This window comes from Methylotuvimicrobium sp. KM1 (genome assembly GCF_044788715.1).
In the GTDB taxonomy this organism is placed as follows: domain Bacteria; phylum Pseudomonadota; class Gammaproteobacteria; order Methylococcales; family Methylomonadaceae; genus Methylotuvimicrobium.
In genome coordinates, this window is sequence record NZ_CP173170.1 from 3,570,491 (window position 1) to 3,589,646 (window position 19,156).

Annotated in this window: 15 protein-coding genes; 11 read left to right on the forward strand and 4 right to left on the reverse strand. The window is 47.0% G+C overall.

Annotation, left to right across the window (positions count from 1 at the left end; all coding sequences use genetic code 11):
- Positions 1 to 152 precede the first annotated feature (152 nt).
- The 6 genes from ACINK7_RS15295 (at position 153) to ACINK7_RS15320 (ending at position 9,576) form a co-directional block, all read left to right on the forward strand.
- Entirely contained in the window at positions 153 to 1,280 is a 1,128-nt protein-coding gene (locus tag ACINK7_RS15295; protein WP_404356514.1) for a hypothetical protein, read from the forward strand.
- A 177-nt stretch (positions 1,281 to 1,457) separates the two neighbouring features.
- Complete coding sequence (gene pgaA, locus ACINK7_RS15300; protein WP_404356516.1) at positions 1,458 to 3,968, forward strand: poly-beta-1,6 N-acetyl-D-glucosamine export porin PgaA; 2,511 nt, start codon at positions 1,458 to 1,460, stop codon at positions 3,966 to 3,968.
- A 2-nt stretch (positions 3,969 to 3,970) separates the two neighbouring features.
- Positions 3,971 to 5,833 carry a poly-beta-1,6-N-acetyl-D-glucosamine N-deacetylase PgaB gene (gene pgaB / locus ACINK7_RS15305; RefSeq protein WP_404356518.1) on the forward strand — a complete coding sequence of 621 codons (1,863 nt, stop codon included), beginning with the start codon at positions 3,971 to 3,973 and terminating at the stop codon, positions 5,831 to 5,833.
- Positions 5,834 to 5,899: 66 nt separating this feature from the next.
- A complete protein-coding gene (gene pgaC, locus ACINK7_RS15310; RefSeq protein ID WP_404356520.1) occupies positions 5,900 to 7,288 on the forward strand; it encodes a poly-beta-1,6-N-acetyl-D-glucosamine synthase in 1,389 nt (462 codons plus the stop codon).
- Positions 7,285 to 7,782 carry a poly-beta-1,6-N-acetyl-D-glucosamine biosynthesis protein PgaD gene (pgaD, locus tag ACINK7_RS15315; RefSeq protein ID WP_404356522.1) on the forward strand — a complete coding sequence of 166 codons (498 nt, stop codon included), beginning with the start codon at positions 7,285 to 7,287 and terminating at the stop codon, positions 7,780 to 7,782. Before pgaC ends, pgaD begins: the two co-directional genes overlap by 4 nt.
- 1,152 nt (positions 7,783 to 8,934) lie before the next feature.
- Positions 8,935 to 9,576, forward strand: coding sequence for a hypothetical protein (locus tag ACINK7_RS15320; protein WP_404356524.1), 642 nt, complete (start codon positions 8,935 to 8,937; stop codon positions 9,574 to 9,576).
- Positions 9,577 to 9,725: 149 nt separating this feature from the next.
- On the opposite strand, the gene phoR is transcribed toward ACINK7_RS15320, so the two are convergent.
- The 3 genes from phoR to clpB all read right to left on the reverse strand — a co-directional run bounded on the left by phoR (position 9,726) and on the right by clpB (position 14,528).
- A complete protein-coding gene (phoR, locus tag ACINK7_RS15325; protein ID WP_404356526.1) occupies positions 9,726 to 11,024 on the reverse strand; it encodes a phosphate regulon sensor histidine kinase PhoR in 1,299 nt (432 codons plus the stop codon).
- Between the two features lie 6 nt (positions 11,025 to 11,030).
- The gene (gene phoB / locus ACINK7_RS15330) at positions 11,031 to 11,723 is read right to left on the reverse strand and encodes a phosphate regulon transcriptional regulator PhoB (protein WP_017842696.1); all 693 of its coding nucleotides are present in this window, start codon (positions 11,721 to 11,723) and stop codon (positions 11,031 to 11,033) included.
- A 225-nt stretch (positions 11,724 to 11,948) separates the two neighbouring features.
- Complete coding sequence (gene clpB / locus ACINK7_RS15335; RefSeq protein ID WP_404356528.1) at positions 11,949 to 14,528, reverse strand: ATP-dependent chaperone ClpB; 2,580 nt, start codon at positions 14,526 to 14,528, stop codon at positions 11,949 to 11,951.
- A gap of 586 nt (positions 14,529 to 15,114) precedes the next feature.
- Between clpB and ACINK7_RS15340 the strand changes: the two genes are divergently transcribed.
- The 5 genes from ACINK7_RS15340 to ACINK7_RS15360 all read left to right on the forward strand — a co-directional run bounded on the left by ACINK7_RS15340 (position 15,115) and on the right by ACINK7_RS15360 (position 17,984).
- Positions 15,115 to 15,849, forward strand: a complete 735-nt coding sequence (locus ACINK7_RS15340; protein WP_404356530.1) for a DUF1538 family protein — start codon at positions 15,115 to 15,117, stop codon at positions 15,847 to 15,849.
- Positions 15,846 to 16,637: a DUF1538 domain-containing protein gene (locus ACINK7_RS15345; RefSeq protein WP_404356532.1), complete on the forward strand. Its 792-nt coding sequence runs from the start codon at positions 15,846 to 15,848 to the stop codon at positions 16,635 to 16,637. Before ACINK7_RS15340 ends, ACINK7_RS15345 begins: the two co-directional genes overlap by 4 nt.
- A 12-nt stretch (positions 16,638 to 16,649) precedes the next feature.
- The gene (locus tag ACINK7_RS15350; RefSeq protein ID WP_014149434.1) at positions 16,650 to 17,000 is read left to right on the forward strand and encodes a P-II family nitrogen regulator; all 351 of its coding nucleotides are present in this window, start codon (positions 16,650 to 16,652) and stop codon (positions 16,998 to 17,000) included.
- Positions 16,997 to 17,404 (forward strand): CBS domain-containing protein, encoded by a 408-nt coding sequence (locus ACINK7_RS15355; RefSeq protein ID WP_404356535.1) that lies wholly within the window; start codon positions 16,997 to 16,999, stop codon positions 17,402 to 17,404. Before ACINK7_RS15350 ends, ACINK7_RS15355 begins: the two co-directional genes overlap by 4 nt.
- 376 nt (positions 17,405 to 17,780) lie before the next feature.
- Positions 17,781 to 17,984, forward strand: coding sequence for a cold-shock protein (locus ACINK7_RS15360; protein WP_014149436.1), 204 nt, complete (start codon positions 17,781 to 17,783; stop codon positions 17,982 to 17,984).
- Between the two features lie 96 nt (positions 17,985 to 18,080).
- Here the strand turns inward: ACINK7_RS15360 and ACINK7_RS15365 are convergent, their stop codons facing one another.
- Entirely contained in the window at positions 18,081 to 18,965 is an 885-nt protein-coding gene (locus ACINK7_RS15365; protein ID WP_404356537.1) for a hypothetical protein, read from the reverse strand.
- Positions 18,966 to 19,156 lie beyond the last annotated feature (191 nt).

A 19,156-nucleotide genomic window follows, 5' to 3' on the forward strand; every position in this document is an offset into this window, starting at 1 on the left:
AGGCTTCACCAAGCTGGTGTAAGTGTTGTAGACCCTTCATGCTTCGACTTGGCTCAGCACGAACGGTCTACAACACACATCAACTGCTCTATTTAGGATAACTACTATTTGGAACTAAACTAACAGTAACTTTTAGATTCTTCGAGAATTCCATGGATGCTCTATCGGCCATTAACCGCATTTTTCTTAGCCCAATCGACGGTCAGCCCCAAGATGATGAATTATTAGTCGATAAGCTTAGAGATTGGGCTATACGCTTCGCCGATTGCAATTATTTACATCCTTGCCTAATTGACGGGCAGCGGTCCTTAGTCTGCGCCAACCAACTTAGTTTAAAAAATCCTAAAGCCTATCAAGCTCTAATCGAGATTACGCGGCGTCATGATATTTTTCTGAAGGAGGATGCCAGAACATTAAGTTCGGCAACGCTTTATGCCGATCGGCGGCAACAATCGGCGGTTATTCTCGCTTTGTGTCTCGGCATTCTCATCGCGACAACCGATACGCGAGCCGAACAGGTCGCCGGCCGGCAGGTGACTGCTGAAATCACTTCGCAACTTATCAAACCGTCAAATCGATTGAATACGGTTAGAATCCAAAAAGGAAACCACTCGATCGTTCGTTTGGTCCGCTCTGCTCCGCCCAAAACCATGCCCATTCAATCCGTCCATGACGCACATTTAAACGTTAAGCCGGATCCGCATGCTCATGTTCGAATCAGCCGTTTACTGCAGCAAGCATACATTCGCGAACCCGGTGACCCGCCGACTATTCGCGCCGATCTCGATAAGATGGCCCGGTATTATGCAAGCTATCCTGAAGCCATCGGTCTATTAAAATTACTGGAAGATAAAGAGTTAAAACTTCGTTATCGAAAATATACTTGGCAAACACAAGCCCATGGCAACCAACTGACCGTAACGTCGGCAACGATATTTTTCGATCCGCGCATCGGCGCAAGGCTATGGCTGCATCGCGATTGCAAAAACCACCCGGCTTGCCATATTTCTCCCGCGGACGCACTTTTACACGAGCTGTTGCATGCCAAAATCATGCTACACGACACCGACCGCTTCATCGAAAGCGGCGGAATGAAACCCACGCTTTATTTATTCGACCACGAACACGACGTCATCAAAATGGAAGCGACGCTGTTCGATGCAATGAACCGTACCGACGGTATGTCCCGGCCTTTGCGCAATCGACACACAGGAAGACTGATCAAAGTCGAATGTTCGATTTGCTTGCCGGAAATTTCATTCGTTGCCTCGGCCGATTGACTGTCTCGGCAATGCGTCCTTTTTAATTTACAACAGCCCCATCCATAGTTGGTTCGTAAATTAACTTCCTATAATTCAACTTGTCTTGACTATGCTTGTATAGGCTCCAGTTATCCTTATACAGGCTCCGCTCTACTTTACACTACCGTTTCAACCTAATCCCAACGCTAAACATTCATGAATTCCGGTTTGATTTTGACGGCTATAATTAGCCTTTTTTCCTCAAGTGTTTTAGGACAAGTCCATAATGAAGAAAGGATTTATCGCGATGCACTCGATGCCGCTCGTAGCGGCCGGACTCAACAGGCATTGGAGCAACTTCAAATTCTACGAACCGAACATCCGAGAACGCTCCGCTATCTTTACGATTATGTTCAAATTTTGTCGTGGACCGACCAATACGAAAAAGTCATCGAGCTTAGCCGTTCCATCGATTTAGATGCCGCCCCAATCTATGTCATCGAGTCCGTTGCAAGCTCAGCCAGAAATTCAGGCGACTTCAAACAGTCGGAAATGCTTTATCGTTCAGTCCTCGAAAAATTTCCCGACCGCTTTGAGTCCAAGCTCGGTCTTGGGTTAACGTTGAAACAAAGCGGCGATCATGAGCGGGCCATTAGTTATTTAACCGAGCTTTCCGAAGCTTTTCCCGAACGACTCGATATTTTGATCTTTTTAGCTCAGATCCATGAAACCCGGAATAAATTTTCGAATGCCGCTAATCTCTATCGAAAAATATTGGCCATTCAACCGGATCGAGCGGATATACAAAGAAATCTGGCATTCGCTCTGCAAGCAAGCGGTCAATACGAAGACGCACTAACGACGGCCCGACACTATAAAGACGCTTTTTCCGACGAAGAGTGGGCCGGCTTCCGCTGGGATTATGCAGCCGCGCTGATTAGAAAAAGTGCCGGTATTCCAAGTGGCGAGCCCAACCGTTATCAACAAATGGATAAGGCTATTTCAGCCGTAGAAGCCAATATCGAATCGATCGCAGGGCTTGAATTGTCCGAACCGCAAATTTGGCTCGACAGAGCCAATTTCGATTTGATGGTCGCTTTGCGCAACCGCAACAAAATGCCGGAGGTTATCGCATTATTCGAACGACTCAAGGAACAAGGTATTGAAATTCCTTCCTATAGTCGAATCGCCGCTGCCGATGCTTATCTTTATACCAGGCAGCCTAAACGGGCCCGCGACCTTTATCTTTCGATCATTGAAGATTCGCCAACTAATCGCAATGCCCGAGCCTCGTTGATCTATGCTTATCTGGAATCGGAACAATTTAATCAGGCCATTGAGCTAGCGGACCGGCTCAATGAAGAACAACCGGAAATCCTCGAATTTAAAGACGAGCTCGGTCATTCCCGTGTTCGGGATAATCCCGACAAAATTTATCCCGAGATGACAGCCGCCCTAATGAGGGCTTACGCGGATAAACTCTATCAAGGCCAAAGCCGAATGGAAGATTTGTACCGGCGCGCGCTCTATAATCCCGATATAGAAGCAAAATTAGCCGACATTTATTACTTTCGAGGTTGGCCGCGTAAAGCACTGCGGCTAATTGAACCGGCACTGGAACGATCGCCGGATCACTTAGGATTGCGAGTCGTGCAAACCAAGGTTTTGCATGAATTAAGAAACTACCCGGCGGAAGAACAAAGCGTACAAGAACTTTACGACACCTTCCCGGACGATACCGGGGTACAACGGCAGGCGCGATTATGGAATATACATAACGGCTGGGAATTCAAAATGTTCACCGGCGGCGGAGTTAGCGATAACCAAACCAACGATGTCGGCAACCCTAACATCGGCACGGAAGACATGAGTCTCGAATCTTATTTATATTCCAGTCCGATTGCGCATCATTATCGAGTCTATATCCATAACGCCTGGAAAATGGGTTTATTTCCGCAACCCGAAGGCCGCGGATATTTGAATACGCATGGATTGGGTCTGGAATTCGCCGGAACTAATGTTTTAGCCACCGGCGAAGTCCATTACGATAATTTCGCAAAGAATGCGGTCGGCGTCGGACTCGGTTTAGCTTACGATTTTGACGATCATTGGCGTATTTCCACCTATTTGGACAGTCTCAACAATCGAATCTCTTTACGCGCGTTGACCGCACTTGCCGATGAGAAAGTCGTAACTACGGCAAAATCGGCGCAAGCGAGACTGACTTACCGCTTTCATGAGTCGCGGCAGATGGACTTGGCGGCAAACTATTATCATTTCAGCGACGGCAATAATCGGTACGGTGTCGACGGTGCCTATTACGAACGTTGGTATAGCGGGCCGTTCTATAAGTTCTCGACTTATTTAAATGCCGGCTACTCAACCAATACGCGGCACAGCGGATCGCCCGACAATCCGAATCGGAACGTGAACGCATATTACTTTAACCCGGCACAGGATGCTTCGGTATCGCTGACCCTGGATAACGATTTGTTGACTTATCGTTTTTACGAAACGGCTTTCAACCAACGCCTAGCGGTTTCCATCGGTCAATATTGGCAGCAATATTTCGGCTCCAATCCGGTCGGCAACATTCAGTACGAACATCGTTGGAAAACGGCCGATCGTTTAGAAATCGCGTACGGCGGCATCAGAGGCTATCATTATTACGACGGCAATCTGACTGAAAGCTGGTTTATGTATCTTAATCTTAATGTACGATTCTAGCCATGCGCCGGTTATTTCTGATCATCCAAATCGTGTCGATGACTTTATTCTCGAGATTCGCTCTGGGGGATGGTTCCTTTATCGCGCTTTGTTATCACGATGTACAACCTGAATGGAACGGTAATCCATACACCATTACACGAGCCCGACTCATCGAACAATTCGCTTGGCTAAAAGAAAATAATTTTCACCCGGTCAGTCTGCAGACGCTGATCGAGTCACGACAAAACAACACGCAGCTTCCCGAAAACCCTGTGTTGTTAACTTTCGACGACGGTTATGCGAGTGTCCATGACACGGTCTTTCCGATTCTACAGGCTTTCGGTTTTCCTGCTGTCGTCAGTCCGGTGACTGCTTGGCTCGAGACCGATACCAACCAGTCGGTACAATATGGATCGAAGTTAGTGCTAAGAGAGCATTTTTTAAACTGGAATCAACTCAAAGAAATGCTTGATTCAGGATTGATAGAAATCGCCTCGCATAGCCACGATTCGCATCGAGGTATACCAGGTAATCCGCAAGGCAGCATGCAACCGGCCTTGACCACGCGTTTGTTCAAAAAATCCGAACAGCGTTATGAAACGGATACCGAATTCCAAGCTCGCGTATCGAGCGATATAGCCGAAAGCGTTCGGATTTTGCGGAATCGCCTTGACATAAAACCTAAAGCCATTACTTGGCCTTACGGCTCTTATAGCCTGGAATCGATCAAACTCGCAACAATACAGGGTATCTCCGTTTCATTGACCTTGGACGATGGCTGGAATTCCGTTAACGATATGCAACTGGTTCATCGCTATTCGATCGATCATGCACGTAACATGGAAGAATTTAAGGCTCTTTTTCTACACAATAGAATCAAGCGACCGATCCGATTGGTTCATGTCGACATGGACTATATTTACGACCCCGAACCGCTACAAATTCAGCGTAATCTCGATTTACTACTCGATAGAATTAAAGAAATAGGTGTCAATACAGTCTATCTGCAAGCCTTCTCGGACCCGGACGGAGACGGCAATGCCGATGCGCTTTATTTTCCGAACCGACATTTACCGGTGCGCGCGGATTTGTTTAATTATGTCGCGTGGCAATTGCGCATGAAAACTCGCGTATCGGTCTACGCTTGGCTTCCGGTTTTGTCATTCTCGGTTAGCGCCCCCGAAGAATGGTGGGTTCATGAATTAAAAAACGGCCGTCCGAAGCCTAGCCGAAACAATTATAAGCGTCTGTCGCCCTATCACTCGGAAGCACGGCAACTGATCGCCGATATTTATCAGGACTTGGCGAAACAAGCGCATTTCTCGGGACTTTTATTTCATGACGACGCATTTCTTAACGATTTTGAGGATGTTAGCCCGCCGGCATTAGCTCATCTTGAAAACCGAAAGCCTTCTGAAAAAACCGAAGCAAAGATTACCGTACTGACCGAATTCACGCATCACCTTACCAATAAAGTCCGATATTTTCGGCCCGACATCAAAACCGCCCGAAACCTCTATGCCAATGTCGTTCTAAATCCCGAAAGCTCCGAATGGTTCGCGCAATCGCTACCTGACTTTTTGGTTAATTACGATTACACCGCGTTAATGGCCATGCCGTTCATGGAAGAAGCGGAAGAGCCCATGATTTGGTTGGAAACACTCATCGACAAAGTGTCTGAGCATCCGCTGGGTTTGAAAAAGACCGTATTCGAACTGCAATCGGTGGATTGGCGTACCCAACAAAAAATTCCGGCATCGATTTTAGCCGACCAAATGCGCCTTTTACAACGGATGAATGCGCTTAATTACGGTTATTATCCCGACGATTTTCATAAAAACCATCCGCCGATTTCTCTTCTTAAAGAAATGATGGCTCAATAACATTGAGCGTTTCCCAATACTCGACCCACTATTTTAATCAAGCCAATCGCATCAACCCTTCTATTAATGAACTTCATCGAATCCCTTTTAACTTGGATAAAAAACCAATCGAAAACGGTAGAAAGCTTTTGGGCAGATCTTTCTCATGACTTAGCATCACTCGACGTAACTTGGGAACTTAATTCGTTTTTCAAACAGGACTCGCTAAAAGAGATCATCGATTTTTTGTTGAGCTTTGCTTTCTATTATCCGCTGCTGATGGCATATCTCTGGATGATTGGGGCATTGATATTTTATTTCCGCCGCGAGAGGAACAGCCCTTGCCGGCACGATGAAGTTCCTCAATTGAGCGACTATCCCCCCGTCTCTATTATCATTCCATGCCATAACGAAGGCCGTGATATCGCCGAAACGATCGAATTTGTATTGCAACAACGCTATCCCGATTTTGAAGTTATCGCCGTCAACGACGGCAGCACCGACGATACGCTTGAGCAACTATCGATACTTGCCGAACGACATAAACAAGTGCGCGTCATCAATTTAGAAAGCAATCAAGGTAAGGCCGAAGCATTGAACACCGGAGCTTTATTCTCAAAGAACGAATATTTAATTTGTATCGACGGCGACGCGCTTTTAGCGCCCGAAGCGACAGCCTGGATAATGATGCATTTTTTAAACGGCCCTCGAGTTGCCGCAGTCACCGGCAATCCGCGTATTAGAACCCGGTCGACTTTATTGGGAAAAATTCAAGTCGGCGAATTTTCGGCGATCATCGGCATGATTAAAAGAGCGCAACGGGTTTACGGCCGCATTTTTACCGTTTCCGGAGTCATCGCAGGGTTTAGAAAATCGGCGCTACATAGAGTCGGCTATTGGAGTCACGACATGATTACCGAGGACATCGATATTAGTTGGAAATTACAATTGGATCATTGGGATATCCGCTATGAACCTAACGCATTATGCTGGATTTTAATGCCGGAAACGTATGAGGGACTCTGGCGCCAACGTTTGCGATGGGCGCAAGGCGGATCGGAGGTGTTGCTGCGTTACTATAGCAAACTAGGATTTTGGAAATCTCGGCGCATGTGGGCGGTTTATCTTGAATATTTCATCAGCGTATTTTGGTCGTATACGATGATAACGACTTTCGTGTTATGGGCCTTGGGATATTTTATCGAACTCCCGAAAGCACTCGAAATTCCGACACTGTTACCGAGTTGGGGCGGGATACTACTGGGAATAACGTGTTTAATTCAATTCGCGCTCAGCTTGGCGATCGATTCCCGTTATGAAAAAGGCATTGCACGAACGTATTATTGGATGATTTGGTACCCATTGGTTTATTGGGTAATTTCGGTCTTCACAACCTTTGTCGGCTTACTGAAAGCTTTATTTAAAAAACGCAACACCCGCGCAACTTGGACAAGTCCTGACAGAGGAATACGATGAAACCTTTAATCATCGATTCGCCTTCGCTGCAAAGTTTAAAGCAAAAATATATTTCCGCCGCCCTGACTTTTATTTTTTGGATCCTTTGGTTTTACCTATGGATACCCGTAATCACATTGCTAGGCTGGTGGGCGGGAGCCGATATGTTTTATCTGCAAATGATCGAGCTGGGTGGCGTGGAACTGCTCTTTCAAGACTTGGCCTTCATTTTAAAATGCATCGCGTTATTGGGCGGTTCCTTGGCCGTTTGGGCCGCCTACAATTATTATCGTTTTAGAAATTTGGATCGCCGCACACCGTTACCGAATGTGTCCAACGAAGCACTCGCTCGACATTTCGGCATCGACCCGAAATCCTTAACCGATTTACAAAACGCTAAATTTATTACTGTTCAATTCGATGACAACGGTAAAATCATCCAAAGCGATAAAATGCCGAGTCTTCAACCGCAACCGGAAAATAATCTATCTTCATTAGAGCGTGGTTCGTATTAAGCCTATGTCGTCGTAATTGTTCAGCCCCTGCATTTAAAATAAGTTGGAACTTTACCTCCCCCTTTGAAAAAGGGGGATTGAGGCTGAGGTATCCCCACGAAATAGCCAAATAAAACAATTTTTTGGCTGAAAATTGGTTGATAGATATATTTATTTTTTATCATCGTTCCTACGCTCTGCGCCACTGCCATTAAGTTAAGCCGTCACAGAGATAAGTAATGCTTGCATTCAGGCTCTAATGTGCCTCAAAAGCTTGCCATCCATGGCACTGGATTCCGCCAGTCCATGGCGGAATGACGGGTTTCCCTTAACTTAATGGCAGTGATGCTCTGCGTGGGAACGAGCGTTTTGTGGGGATACCTCAGGGATTGAGGGGGATTTATTTAAATAATCTCCACCTAACCCCCCTTTTTTTCAAAGAGGGGGACTGAATATTTACGTGTCGTTAGATTCCATACCCTATCATTTACCAGCCACGCCTTAGGATATCGGTAATGACTAGAGTTATCACGCTTTAGTTGAGGCAACTTGCTAAACAAGTGCATCATACTTTATTAAAACAATAAATCCGACAGCCTGCCGACCCATTTGCCTTTTGTGACTAATCTGTCGGCAGCCATGTCAAAAATGTCAGCTCCTTTGGCCATATCCAAGTTTAGGAACGAGCATGAAATAACTTCGACAACTTCTGGAAAGGGGTTCGGTGACTCGATTGACAGGTGTCGGCGGCAGGGAAAGCCGCCGTCAAGCCTACATGGAAGTATTCACGGCGTCCTGTCAAGCGAGTCACCGAATCGCCGCAAAGCCTACTACTTGTAGCAGTTATTTTGTGCATATTCCTTAGGACTTAATCGTAAATCAAAATTCGGCACCGGAGCCTCCTTAAGCATCGTCGAAATTTGAAGTACGAAAGACATAATACTTGGGCATGAATAATGCTTAAACATATTATTAGAGCATTATGCTAATTTTTTGACATCTGCGTGTAATAATATTCGAAGATACTTTTATCAGTTTTCGACACTACACGCCGATCTTTGTATAGTCATAGTAGATCAAAATTCGGCACCGGGTGCCTTTTCAGACACTACCGAAATTTGAAGTACGAAAGGTATACTATTTTATTTAATTTAACCGGATAGGAATTTTATAATGACGCAAAAAGCCCGAGTTCTTCTTGCTCTAGCACTATCGACAGCCTCACTTCATTCTCATGCAGTGACTCTAAACCCTGAAAACGGACATTATTATTTATTGGTCGACTTCACCGACGACTGGCGCCTCGACTGGAATGATGCAAAATCCCACGCCGAAACGTTAACGCATAACGGTGTATCGGGGCACTTGGCCACAATAACTAATCAGCAAGAAGACGATTTTATTTGGCAACTGGGCGGCGAAGGCCGTTTCCTGGGCGGGTTCAATAACAGCACGCTCAAAGAAGCCGGCGAATGGGTTCATAATGATTGGCAATGGGTAACCGGGGAGGCATTTAGTTTTTACAACTGGGTCGAGGGAGAGCCGAATCACTGGAACGATGGAACCGGCCAAACACCTGCTAATGAAGACTATTTGATGTACTGGTGGTCGGACGCCAATTTAATAGGACGGTGGAACGACACGAATGCCAGCTCTTCTTGGTTCGACGGCAACAGCATTGTTTTTACCACACAAGGATTCATTGTTGAATTTTCAACAAGCAATACTTCTCCTGTTCCCCTACCTGGCGCGTTTTGGCTTTTTTCGAGCGGATTATTGCTTGCCGGCTACTTGCGACGAAACCCTATTAGTTAAGAATTAATACTTGGCGGGTTTCCATAACGCCAGGGATGGTGTGTAAGCAGAACTGTTGTTAATCATAACCCCTAGCGGCATAACGATTAAACCTAATATGTGCATTAAGTCGGCCACTACGATTTTATTAACAAACGAAATTCCGGAGCTCACGCAACAACATCCTTCTCATCTCTGCAAACCAAACGACCAGGGAAAATACAACTAAAACAACTTCCCTTCCCGACTTCGCTTTTTATTTCTAATTTGGCTTCATGATTTTGCAGCGCATGCTTGACGATCGCAAGACCCAAACCGGTCCCGCTTTGTTTTTTACTAAGATTGGTATCGACCCGATAAAAGCGTTCGGTGACTCTTGGAATCTCCGATGCCGCTATGCCCTCGCCATGATCTTGCACATCGAGTCTCGGACAGCCCTGATGCTCATACCAGCGCACATTGACAATGGAGTCTTCGGATGAATACTTTAAGGCATTGATTAATAGATTGGTAAAGGCGCTACGTAAATCCTCTTCCACACCAATTATTTTGACTTGGCTTTCCAGTTTGAACTCGATACGTCCGGATGAGTTTTTCAGACTAGCGCCTTCGCTACATATTTTATGTAGCAAATTAGGAATATCGACACATTGAGCCTTCTTTTTCTGGGTCTCCAGTCGCGTCAACAACAACAAATCGTCGACTAGATGCTCCATGCGTTCGGTTTGACTTTGCATTTGTTTGATCGAATTACTCAAAAGTCCCGATTCGCCGTCGTCCATATCCTTGATCGTCTCCAGATAACCTTTCAGCACCGTCAGAGGCGTTCTAAGCTCATGAGACACATTCGCGACAAAGTCCTTGCGCATAATTTCCATTTTTTTTAGCTGAGTAACGTCTTGCGCCAACAGCAATCGCAAGCCGACTCCATAAGGAACGACTCGCACTGAGAGCATCACATTCGCATCAACTGGCGAAGGGAGCACGATCACATCGTCGTACTTGCGATTATCCAAGTAGCGGGTGAATTCGGGAAAACGAATCAAGTTAGGTATCCGCTGACCCTTGTCGGATTTGTCGAGCCCCAGCACTTTCATTGCCGCTTTGTTGGTCCATTCGATTTCATCGCTAGGACCTAGGACAACAGCAGCATCCGGCAAGGCTTCGGTCGACTTGCGAAATTGATCGACCATTTTTCCGAGCTTTTTTTTGCGCTTTTTTTCGCGCTTTTTCATGCGGTAAACGTGGTAGTAAATAGCCTCCCAAATACCGGTCGACTTCGGATATCTACCGCTACCGCCGTTGTCTATCCATTTTTCGAATCGGTAAATCTGATAGAATTGCCGAATCAAAATGCTCACCAACAGCACAAACAACATCGGCACAAGAATTTTCCCCAAAACACCGACAACGATTGCAGCAAGCAACAGTAACGATAAAGTTGCGATTTCCCTAATCCATGGATTCATTGGGTTTTAGCTAATCAGCGAAAATCGGTAGCCGAATCCGCGCACGGTTTGCACCAGTTCTTCCCGCCCGTATTCGGCCAATATTTTTCTTAATCGTCTGATATGCACGTCGACAGTCCTCTCTTCGATATAAACACTACGCCCCCAGACTTGATCGAGCAATTGCGTGCGGCTATAGACCTTGTCCGGATGCGTCATGAAAAACTGCATCAATCTGAATTCGGTCGGACTGACATCCAGTTGTTTGTCGCCTATCGTCAAGCGGTGCTGCTCGCTGTCGAGAATCATATCGCCAAGCGTAATCTGCGCCAAGTCTTGGATTTTACCGGTTCTACGCAGCACTGCGCGTATTCTTGCAACCAGTTCCTTCGGCGAAAACGGTTTAGTCATATAGTCGTCAGCGCCAATTTCGAGCCCGCGCACTTTGTCTTCTTCCTCGCCTCGAGCGGTCAATAAAATAATCGGGATTTCCCGGTAAAATTGGTCTTTCTTAAGACGCCTAGCCCATTCGATACCGCTAATGCCGGGCAACATCCAATCCAACACAATCAAATCCGGCGTGCGTTCCTGAAGAATCAAATTAGCCACTTCGGCATCGGCGCATTGACTCGCTTCGAAACCGGACTGCTCCAATACCATCGCCAGCATTTCTCGGATAGCATCTTCATCTTCGACGACTAAAACGCTCAATCTACTCATATGCTTCTACAGGTCAATAAAATTCTGATTTTAGCAGGAGCCATGTTACGTTTTTATGACAAAACTGTGATCATGCCGATATTGTAAGATTTCTGATTCTTTCAATAGCCGTATTGCCATCCATATCGACTATGGATTTGGATGGCAATAACTTTCCTAAGCTAAAACCTCTCCCCAGCCCTTTCACTGAGAGGGGACTGAGGAAGCGCCAAGGGCTTCGAGAAATCAAGCCGCTTTCGAAAAAGCCAACATACCGCCTTCGACATCGACAACAATCTTGTCGCCCGGCCCGAATTTTCCGCCAAGAATCTCCTGCGCCAGCGGGTTTTCCAATTGATGCTGTATCGCGCGTTTCAACGGTCTTGCGCCGTAAACCGGATCGAAACCGGCTTCGCCGAGTTTATCCAGCGCCGCCTCGCTTAAATCGAGATCGATATCGTGGTCAAGCAGACGTTTTCGCAAATAGCGAATCTGAATATCGGTAATCGCACGAATTTGATCGCGGCCCAAAGGATGAAACACGACCACATCGTCGATGCGGTTGATGAACTCGGGACGGAAATGATAGCCAACCACTTCCATCACGGCTGACTTCATCGAAGCATAGTTTTCCTCGCCGGCCAACTCTTGAATACGGTCAGATCCTAAATTCGAGGTCATCACGATGACGCTATTGCGGAAATCAACTGTCCGTCCCTGCCCGTCGGTCAAACGGCCGTCGTCGAGTACCTGCAGCAGCACATTGAATACGTCCGGATGCGCTTTTTCGACCTCGTCTAGCAGGATCACCGAATAAGGCTTGCGCCGCACCGCTTCGGTCAAATAACCGCCCTCTTCGTAACCGACATAGCCAGGAGGCGCGCCAATCAGACGCGCGACCGAATGTTTCTCCATAAACTCGGACATATCGATGCGCACCATCGCTTCCTCGGTATCGAACAAGAATTCGGCCAGTGCCTTGCACAGTTCGGTTTTACCGACGCCGGTCGGTCCTAAGAACAGGAAAGAACCGTTCGGACGATTAGGATCGGAAAGCCCCGCCCGCGAACGGCGGATCGCGTTGCTGACCGAAATCAGCGCTTCGGTTTGTCCGACCACGCGCTTTTGGATCTGCTCTTCCATGCGTAATAATTTATCGCGCTCGCCTTCCATCATTTTCGAGACCGGAATACCGGTCCATTTCGAGACGACTTCGGCGATTTCCTCGTCGGTTACCTTGTTGCGAAGCAGTTTCATTTCCTGCATTTCGGCTTGCGAAGCCAGATCCAGTTCCTTGACCAATGAGGGGATCACTCCATATTGCAACTCGGACATGCGGCTCAAATCGTTCGCGCGACTAGCGACTTCCAATTCCAACCTGGCTTGTTCCAGTCTTTCCTTGATCGCGGCAGTACCTTGCAGCGCAGCCTTTTCAGCCTTCCAGATTTCGTCAAACTCGGAATATTCTTTTTCCAGATTCTCGATCGCTTCCTCGAGACTTTCCAAGCGTTTCTTAGAGGCATCGTCGGTTTCGTTTTTCAGCGCTTCGCGTTCGATCTTCAATTGAATCAAACGCCGCTCGAGTCTATCCATCGCTTCCGGTTTTGAATCGATTTCCATGCGGATGCGGCTGCCCGCCTCGTCGACCAAATCGATCGCCTTGTCCGGCAATTGCCGATCGGAAATGTAACGATGCGACAGCGTTGCAGCCGCGACGATCGCGGGGTCGGTGATTTCGACGCCATGATGCACTTCGTATTTTTCCTTAAGGCCACGCAATATTGCGATCGTATCCTCGACGTTCGGCTCGTCGACCAGGACTTTTTGGAAACGACGTTCCAAGGCCGCGTCTTTTTCGATGTATTTGCGGTATTCGTCGAGCGTCGTTGCACCGACACAATGCAGCTCGCCGCGCGCCAAAGCGGGTTTAAGCATATTGCCTGCATCCATTGCACCTTCGGCCTTGCCGGCACCGACCATCGTATGCAATTCATCGACGAACAGAATGACTTGGCCTTGTTGTTTCGCAATGTCGTTCAACACCGCTTTCAGGCGCTCCTCGAATTCGCCGCGGAATTTCGCGCCGGCGATCAATGCAGCCATGTCTAGAGCCAATAATTGCTTACCCTTGATGCCTTCCGGGACTTCACCGTTGACAATACGCTGTGCCAAACCTTCGACAATCGCGGTCTTGCCGACTCCGGGCTCACCGATCAGTACCGGGTTGTTTTTGGTGCGGCGCTGCAAGACTTGAATCGTGCGGCGGATTTCGTCGTCGCGGCCGATCACCGGATCGAGTTTGCCTTGTTCGGCTTGCTCGGTAAGATTGATCGTGTATTTGCTCAAGGCTTGACGTTGCTCCTCGGCGTTGGCATCGTCGATGTTTTGTCCGCCACGGACATTGTCTATGGCTTTTTCGGCAGACGCTTTCGTCACGCCGGCTTTTTTTAGGATATCTTGAAGAGCGCCGGATGTTTCGCAGGCAGCCAATAAGAATAATTCGCTCGAGATGAATTTATCGCCGCGTTTTTGCGCGAGCTTGTCGGTCACATTCAACAAGCGCGACAATTCGTTGGAAATCTGCACGTCGCCACCGATTCCTGAAACGGTCGGAGTGCGTTCAAGCACCTTAGTCAATTCAGCCTGCACGATATTCGGGTTCGCGCCGATTTGCGACAACAGCGGCCGAATACTGCCGCCGTCCTGGTTTAATAACGCCAGCATTACATGGGCCGGTTCGATAAATTGATGATCCTTGCCTAAAGCCAAGCTTTGCGCATCGGCTAACGCCATCTGAAACTTGCTGGTCAATTTGTCCATTCTCATGTTGTTTACCTCATCGGTGAATTTTTATATTACTCCTAACATGGAGGGTAACCGGCTGTTTTTCAAGCTCACCGAGAGAAATTACACTTTTCCCGGCCATATTTGCGTTAATCTTATTCCTTTTATGCTCAAAAATTAGCTGACTTTATGAAGGGATGAGGTGTGGCTAGCGAGGATGTCGTCAGCAGGGAGCTGCCACTAAGACCCATGGACGGGTTCATCCACCCCCTAAATTCCAAATGTTTTAGTTGCTGGATCGAATTTCGATAATTTAGCGGCTGGAGTCCTCGTTAGACACACCCATTCTTTTTATTCTTAGACGGTTTTTTAATCAAAAGGGAGTAGAAAAAGTATTTCAGCTCTTTTCTGTCGTTACTGGACGCTGGAGCGTCCAGGGCTGCATTCCCACGCTGGAGCGTGGGAACGATAATAAAAATTTCCTTTTTCGCTTCACCTTTCACCTTTCACCTTTCACCTTTCCCCTTTCCCCTTTCCCCTTTCCCCTTTCCCCTTTCACTTTTCTTCCCCCAAACTAGCCTTACCCGCATCCATTACGATAGAATCTTAAGGTCTACAAGGAGTAATCATGTTTTTGCGCAATAATCGTTTTGTCAAACAGATCTTCAGCAGTTTTTTAGATTTAGCCCCTATTTTGGTCGTGGTATTGGTTTTTCAAATCGCGGTCATTCAACAACCCATTCCCGATGTACTTAATTTAATCGTTGGCTCCTTATTTGTTGTACTGGGCCTGACATTTTTTATGCTCGGCCTTGAACAAAGCCTGTTTCCGATTGGCGAGTCGATGGCTTATGCGTTTGCCAAAAAAGGCAGCTTATTTTGGCTGTTGTTTTTTTCGTTCTGTCTCGGCTTCGGCACGACCGTGGCCGAACCGGCGTTGATTGCCGTAGCGAGCGAAGCGGCCAATGTTGCAGCAAAAGGCGATGTCATCGAAAACACCGAAACCGCCATCAATCAATACGCTCTCGGCTTAAGACTGACTGTTGCAGCATCTGTCGGTTTCGCTATCCTAATAGGCGTACTCAGAATTATCCGAGGCTGGCCTCTGCACTATATAATCATCGGCGGCTATTGTACGATTGTCGCGATGACACCGTTCGCTCCTGCTGAAATCATCGGCATTGCTTACGATTCCGGAGGCGTGACGACTTCAACCATAACGGTACCACTAGTGACCGCTTTAGGTGTCGGTTTAGCCAGTTCTATCAAAGGCCGCAATCCGATGATCGACGGTTTCGGTCTTATTGCTTTCGCCTCGCTAACACCAATGATGTTCGTCATGGCTTACGGGATGTTGGTATGATCGATTGGTTAATTCATTTTTCTCAAGGCTTTTTGGAAACCTGCCGCGACGTTTTGCCGATAGTAGCTATTATCATCGGTTTTCAAGTATTGGTCATTCGTAAACCCATTCTTCATCCGGCACGAACCTTTCTCGGTTTCGTCAATGTCCTAATCGGTATTACGTTTTTTCTGGACGGTTTAAAAATGGCGCTGTTTCCGCTCGGCGAATTGATGGCCACGCAATTGACCGCGCCGGAATTTCTCGGTATTGCGGCCGATACAGAACAAGCCGATTGGCATAACTATCTATGGGTCTATTTATTTGCCGCTTCCATCGGTTTTGCCACGACATTGGCCGAACCTTCGCTGCTGGCAGTCGCGGTTAAAGCCGAGGAAATATCAGGCGGTGCAATCGGCGCATGGGGGCTTAGAATCGCGGTATCGATCGGCGTTGCATTCGGCATCTCATTAGGCGCCTATCGTATTGTTACCGGAACCGAACTTTATTATTACATCATTGCCGGTTATATCGTTGTAATTATCCAAACCGTCTTCGCGCCTAAACTCATTATCGGATTAGCCTACGATTCGGGGGGCGTCACAACGTCAACCGTGACCGTACCATTAGTCGCCGCATTGGGTTTGGGGCTTGCTTCGACCGTACCGGGACGCAATCCCTTACTTGACGGTTTCGGTTTAATCGCTTTTGCTAGTTTATTTCCAATTATTACCGTTTTGGCCTATGCACAGCTCGCCGAGTGGCGCAATAAAAAACGAAATTCATCCAATCAAAGCTCATCCAAATAACTGAGGAAAGCCATGCGTTTCAAATTAATTATCGCTTTTGTTGAAGACTCGAAAACCGATCTTGTGCTCGATACTGCCCGAAAAAGCGGCGCCAAGGGCGCGACCGTGATCAACCATGCCAGAGGCGAAGGCATGAAGCAATCCAAGACCTTTTTCGGCCTGACCCTGGAAACTCAACGGGATGTTTTAATGTTCCTGGTCGAGGAACATTTGAGCCGCTATATCCTTGAAAAAATCGCAAAAGCCGCCGAATTCGATGCCACCTCGGGTACCGGAATTGCTTTTAAAATCGATGTCGAGGATGCGATCGGCGTGATGCATCAAGTCGAACAATTAACCCAAGAACTGGAAGACGAAATATGATCGATAAAACTAAAATCATTCATGTCAGAGACGTCATGAAAACCGACTTTTCGATGATTGAAGGCTCGGCCTCGGTCAGCGATGCATTAAAGCTGATGAAGTCGCAAAAAACCTCGGTATTGGTTGTCAATAAACGCCATGAATTCGACGAATACGGCTTAGTCACCTCTGGCGATATCGCACGCTACGTTCTAGCCAAGGATAAAGCGCCGGACCGCGTCAATGTCTATGAGATCATGGGCTGCCCGGTGATTCAGGTCTCGCCCGACATGGATATTCGTCTTTGTTCACGACTTTTTGCAAACTACAACTTAGTTCGCGCGCCGGTTATCGAAAACGGAAAGGTTATCGGCATGGTTAGTCCGAATGCACTGGTGCTGGACGGCATGTACCGAAACCTTTAATGGTATTAATCTTTAAAAAAAGCTACAATTTTGCCCGATCAGAAAACCGATCTTGAGTGAACGCCTACCTGTTTTACTCCCTTTATGCTCAAAAATTGACTAACTTTATGAAGATGTGGTGTGTGGCTAGCGAGGATGTCGGCAGCAGGGAGCTGCCGCCAAGCCCCCATGGATGGGTTCATCCAGCCCCTAAATTCCAAACGATTTAGTTGCTGGATCGAATTTCGATAATTTAGGGGCTGGATCCTCAATGACACATCCCATACCTTTTTATTCTTAAACGATTTTCAATCAAAAGGGAGTAGGTTGATGTCCGGCAATCAATCAGGTCGTTCTGCGTCACACAGTAAGTTATTATCAGTAGGAGTTTTAAAAAATGGCAACAGGCACTGTAAAGTGGTTTAACAACACGAAAGGCTTCGGCTTTATTGAACCGTCGGAAGGTACGGAAGACGTCTTCGTTCACCATTCAGTCATCCAGGGAGAAGGTTTTAAAACATTGAGCCCCGGACAATCGGTACAATTCGAAATCGAATCGGGCCCGAAAGGCCTGACCGCAGCGAACGTTATCCCAGGCTAACGGTCGCTTCGCTCAACGAAAAAAGGCCCTTACCGCCCCGATAAGGGCCTTTTTTAATTCCTTAACTAAAGCGCCGCCATACACTTTTTCTAAAGCTTATAAAATCGACCTAGGAAATTGACGCCAACTAAACAATAATCCGAAAGCACTGACCATCAAGAAAAAGGCTGCTGGTATAGGCACCTCGGCCAAACTTGGATCCAATACCCGAGAGGAAACCGCTGCTTGAAATCGGTCATTAGGCAACTGGTTATTGAATAAGATAAAAAATGGATCCGATGGCGTTGGTCGTTGATCCGAAAACAAACTCATTTCCACCAAATAAGCGCCGGCAGGACCGCCATTAGCTGCTCCTGGTGTTCTTTCCAAAAACCAATCCAAATGCGAATGGAATGAGCCATTGGCAGCGGCTCGGCCAACTATCAAAGATTCTGCACCCGACACCCCTTTACCGGAATAGATCGTAAAGCTATTTTCAAACGTGGTTTTTGGCGGACAGAAAAAAAGGCCGCAGCTTTGATCGGCAACCGTTTTTTGCACTAAGCCACCAGCCAGCCTAATTTGCACATTATCCGGTGCAATATCCCAGGCGCCTGTAGTCGGGTTCCAAAACTCCATGACTCCGAGAGCTTTATATTGAACGACCTCATTGCCTGGAAGCGCCCCGGCCGCTGATTGAAATCCGGGGTTGTCGGTTGCATGTTGTCCGGAAAATACATAATGCGTAAAATCGGTAACATAAATATCTTTACCGGTTGCAAAATCGGTCGGCAAGGTATTGGGCGGAAGACCTAAATGTTCGACACCGACGATATCGCAGCCATGTTCCGATTTCGAGCAAAACCCGGCTTGAAGTTTTGACCCGACACGAGAAATCTCGATATCTTGATGAAATGACGCCAACGCCTGAGTAGGTGGTATAAAAAAGACCGCAGCCAGCAACAAGCTTGGCCAAACGATGGGTTTAATCGACACACTCATTGTATTCTCCTGCCCCTTGAGGGCCTTATAGTCAAAAAGTTGATACTACAAAAATTAAACCTAAATTCGGCTGTTTAACCATGAAGCTCATGTAGTATTTCAAGAGATTACCTAAACATTCCCACTAACCTTTTGAGTGAACGGAAGTTTTATATAAACCCATAACAAGTAATTGAATTAACTTCTTATTC